This is a genomic window from Streptomyces sp. NPDC058375 (genome assembly GCF_042723425.1).
In the GTDB taxonomy this organism is placed as follows: Bacteria; Actinomycetota; Actinomycetes; order Streptomycetales; family Streptomycetaceae; genus Streptomyces; species Streptomyces durocortorensis.
Map to the genome: position 1 here is coordinate 1 of NZ_JBHXJG010000447.1, position 2,647 is coordinate 2,647.

Annotated in this window: 3 protein-coding genes; all 3 read right to left on the reverse strand. The window is 71.0% G+C overall.

Annotated elements, in window-relative coordinates:
• Positions 1-20: 20 nt before the first annotated feature.
• Positions 21-215 carry an antitoxin gene (locus ACFWM7_RS34850; RefSeq protein ID WP_383268677.1) on the reverse strand — a complete coding sequence of 65 codons (195 nt, stop codon included), beginning with the start codon at positions 213-215 and terminating at the stop codon, positions 21-23.
• Positions 216-611: 396 nt separating this feature from the next.
• Positions 612-1,637 (reverse strand): MASE1 domain-containing protein, encoded by a 1,026-nt coding sequence (locus tag ACFWM7_RS34855; protein WP_383268679.1) that lies wholly within the window; start codon positions 1,635-1,637, stop codon positions 612-614.
• Between the two features lie 62 nt (positions 1,638-1,699).
• Entirely contained in the window at positions 1,700-2,533 is an 834-nt protein-coding gene (locus ACFWM7_RS34860) for a PP2C family protein-serine/threonine phosphatase (protein ID WP_383268682.1), read from the reverse strand.
• Positions 2,534-2,647 lie beyond the last annotated feature (114 nt).

Below are 2,647 nucleotides of genomic sequence, written 5' to 3' on the forward strand. Positions count from 1 at the left end.
CCGGTCACCGGTGGGGCGGCTCAGGCGCGGGGCGGCCCGTCCTGGTCGCGGTCCGTCCCCAGCTGCTGCTTGAGCTTGTCCTGGGCGGTGTCGACGTGACCCTTGTACTTGCCCTGCGTACGGCCGTCGACCATGTCGCCGGCCTTGTCGACGCCCTTGCCGGCCTGGTCCTCGTGGCCCTTGAGCATCTTCTTGATCTTGTCCAGTGCGGACATGCGTCCTCCTCGTCGACTCTGCGCCCCCGCACATCAAGGGTCACCGCACCGGGCCCCGCCCGCATCCGCGCCGAGGCCGGGGCGTGCCCGGGCGGACGGGCCCGGGGAGCGCCAAAAGTGTGAACCCGCGCCGACTGGGCACATACCGTTTGACCAGGAGGAGGTGGTGGCAATGGGCCGCATCCGAGTCGTCGTCCGTCGTCCCCCGCCCCCTTCGGGGCCCCCGCCGCTCGATCTGCGCACCCCGTCCGGCCGCCCCCTGCCGTACTGAGCGTCGGCGCCACCCACCCTTTCGAGGCGCCGGTACGTCCGTACGAGTTGCCGGTGATCCGCGTCCGTACGGGTTACCGAGGATCCGCGTCCGTACGGGTTACCGAGGATCCGCGTCCGTACGGGTTACCGGTGATCCGGGTGAGGTCCGCCGTCGAGCGGGCCGTGCCGCCGCGGTCTGTCCTCGTACCGTGCCGCGGCCGGCCCCGACAGCGGCGCGAGCTGCTCCACCAGGGCCTCCAGCTCCTCGACGGCGTATTCCGTCTCACGGCGGATGTTCTTGTGCTCCGCGACGATGGCCCCGAGCAGCAGCGCGGTGAGCGCGACGCACCCGTTGAGCAGCGAGAGATTGGCCATGACCTCCATCAGGCTGTGGCCCGCGAACGGCCCCAGCGCGTCCGTACCGGCGAGGATCGCGAGCACCGAGACGACCAGGGCGCACGGCGCGCTGCCCGGCAACTGGAAGCGCAGGGCAGCCCAGATGATCACCGGGAACACCAGATAGATCATCGACAGCGAGCTGCGCGTGGCGATCAACGACGACACGACCACGACGACGGCGAGGACCGACGCCTCCAGCCACCGGTCGCTCGGGCGGGGCCACCGCACCCCGCGCAGGACCAGCAGGACGGGGGTGACCACCAGGACGCCCATCGCGTCCCCCGCCCACCAGGACGACCAGACCAGCCAGAAACGTCCCGGCGGGACCTTGCCGTCGAGCAGCAGCGTGAAACTCCCGATGGTGGCGCTGATCAGCATCCCCGCGAACGCGCCGATGAAGACCAGACAGACCCCGTCCCGCAGCCGGACCAGCTCCCTGCGGAAGCCGACCTTCCGCAACAGGGTGTACGCGGTGAGCGGGGCGAGCGTGTTGCCGAACATGATGGCCAGCCGGCTCACCGTGAACGCGTCGCCGATCTCGGAGACCGTGACCAGCGTGCCCAGCGCGATGCCCGGCCAGACGCGGACGCCCAGGCACAGTAACGAGGCCAGTGCGATGCCGGTGGGCGGCCACAGCGGAGTGACGACCGCGCCGTCCACGACCACCTGGCGCATCAGCCCGAGCCGCCCCGACAGGTAGTAGGCGCCGGCCACGCCCAGGACCTGCGCCACGTACACGGCCCGACGTCTGGCTTCCTTGCTGCGGATCACACGACTCATCAGACACCGACCGCGGCGGGAGTCGGCAGGTGACACGCGCGGTACGGCCGGCGTCACCGCGCTCTGCGGCGGGCGGCTCCATGCCGCAGGACCAGCACGGCGGCGTCGTCCTCGTGCCCTGTCAGCTCCGCCGCGCCCAGGACCTCGTCGGCCAGTTGCGCCGCGCTCGCCCCGGCGTGCGCGGCGACCAGCTGACGGACCCGTTCGAGTCCGTCCTCGATCAGCAGCGACGGTCCCTCGACGACCCCGTCGGTGAGCAGCACGATCGCTCCGTCGGAGTCGAGGGTGCGCCGGGTGACGGGATAGCCCTCGCCGGGCTCGATGCCGAGCGGCAGGCCGCCTGGGTCCTCCGTGACGCCGGACCGGCCCCCCGTGGTGGCCCACACGCACGCCACGTGCCCGGCTCGTGCGCTGTGCAGCTCCCAGGTCGCCGGGTCCAGCCGCATGAACGTACAGGTCGCGAAGAGTCCCGAGTCCACGGACAGCAGCAGATCGTTCGTCCGGCCCAGGACCTCGCCCGGATCGGACGCCGTGCCCGCGATGGCCCGCATCGCGATGCGGACCTGGCCCATGAAGGCGGCCGCCTCGACGTCATGGCCCTGTACGTCGCCTATGGCGAAGCCGAGGGCCCCGTCCGCGAGTGTGAAACCGTCGTACCAGTCGCCGCCGATGTCCAGACCGTGGCGGGCGGGCGCGTAGCGTGCGGCGGACTGGAGGCCGGGGAGCGTCGGCAGGGTCGCCGGAAGCATGTCGCGCTGGAGCGCCTGGGCCAGTTCCACCCTGGCCTGGTGGAACTCCACTTCGCGCCGAGCGCGCGCGGTGAGGTCCTGCAAGGTGGTGAGCAGGTCTTCGGCGCTAGCTGAGCGGGGAGTCCGACGCCGGTTCATGTGCCGCTCCGCGGTGCGTTAAGACCGTGTCCTACATGGTCAGTTTGAGGAATCGTTTGTAGCAGCAGAGAGCGGCTGCCAGTCCGAGAAAGGCCAGGTAGTTGCCTGGTTTCC

Bases quoted from the DNA above. Each gene is read 5' to 3' on its own strand.
- ACFWM7_RS34850 (WP_383268677.1), bottom strand. From the start codon at position 215: ATGTCCGCACTGGACAAGATCAAGAAGATGCTCAAGGGCCACGAGGAC.
- ACFWM7_RS34860 (WP_383268682.1), bottom strand. From the start codon at position 2,533: ATGAACCGGCGTCGGACTCCCCGCTCAGCTAGCGCCGAAGACCTGCTC.